The following is a 326-nucleotide window of genomic DNA, read 5'->3' as shown; positions in this document are numbered from 1 at the left end:
TTTTCGCCGGTTGCGCCAGTAGCGCCGGTGTCACCTTTAGCACCAGTTGCACCAGTAGCACCAGTTGCACCAGTTGCACCAGTTGCGCCGGTATCACCTTTAGCACCTTTAGCACCAGTAGCACCAGTTGCACCAGTAGCACCGGTATCGCCTTTAGCACCAGTTGCACCGGTAGCACCAGTTGCGCCGGTTACGCCAGTGTCACCTTTTTCGCCTTTTTCGCCTTTTTCGCCGGTTGCGCCAGTAGCGCCAGTAGCACCAGTAGCACCAGTAGCACCAGTAGCACCAGTAGCACCAGTAGCACCAGTAGCACCAGTAGCACCAGT

The 326-nt window shown here is 56.7% G+C and carries 1 protein-coding gene; it reads right to left on the bottom strand.

Going from position 1 to position 326, the window contains the following annotated elements; translation table 11 throughout:
• A partial coding sequence (locus tag ACTHSP_RS23255; RefSeq protein ID WP_440347148.1) for a hypothetical protein occupies positions 1–326 on the bottom strand: 326 nt, incomplete at both ends.

The organism is Neisseria sp. P0001.S005, from assembly GCF_051963715.1.
This window is presented reverse-complemented; position numbering and strand designations above follow the sequence as displayed.